This is a genomic window from Massilia sp. CT11-108, from assembly GCF_047302915.1.
GTDB classification, from domain to species: domain Bacteria; phylum Pseudomonadota; class Gammaproteobacteria; order Burkholderiales; family Burkholderiaceae_D; genus Telluria; species Telluria orientalis.
Map to the genome: position 1 here is coordinate 1 of NZ_JBKYMO010001240.1, position 465 is coordinate 465.

The window sequence follows — 465 nt, forward strand, 5'->3', positions numbered from 1 at the left end:
GCGACGAGCCCCTGGGCGTGGACGAAGTGCGCCGCTCGCTGGACCTCGCCCAACGCACGTTCGCCGCCCTCGACGCGAGCGGCGCCAGCGTCGCGATCATCGCCCGCGCGGGCCAGGATCTGAGTAAATACAGATTGGAATACTCGCACATGGGCATCGTCGTGCGCGACCATGCGGCGGGCCGCTGGACCGTCGTGCACGAACTGAATGCGTGCGGGACGGCGGACTCGGACCTGTTCGTGGAAGGCGTCGGCAACTTCTTCCTGACGGACCTGTACCGCTACCGGGCCCAGGTCGTGATTCCCGGTCCGGACCTGCAGGCGCGCGTGGCGGCCCTCGCCGCGGGCCGCACGGCGCGGCGCCTGCACGAACCGCACTACAACATGCTGTCCTACGTGTACTCGACCCGCTACCAGAATTCGAACCAGTGGGTGCTGGAGACGCTGGCGGGCGCCCGCGCGCCCG

At 69.5% G+C, this 465-nt stretch carries 1 protein-coding gene; it reads left to right on the plus strand.

All coding sequences use genetic code 11. The annotated features are described in order from the left end of the window. A partial coding sequence (locus ACEN88_RS34210) for a DUF2145 domain-containing protein (protein ID WP_413346835.1) occupies window positions 1–465 on the plus strand: 465 nt, incomplete at both ends.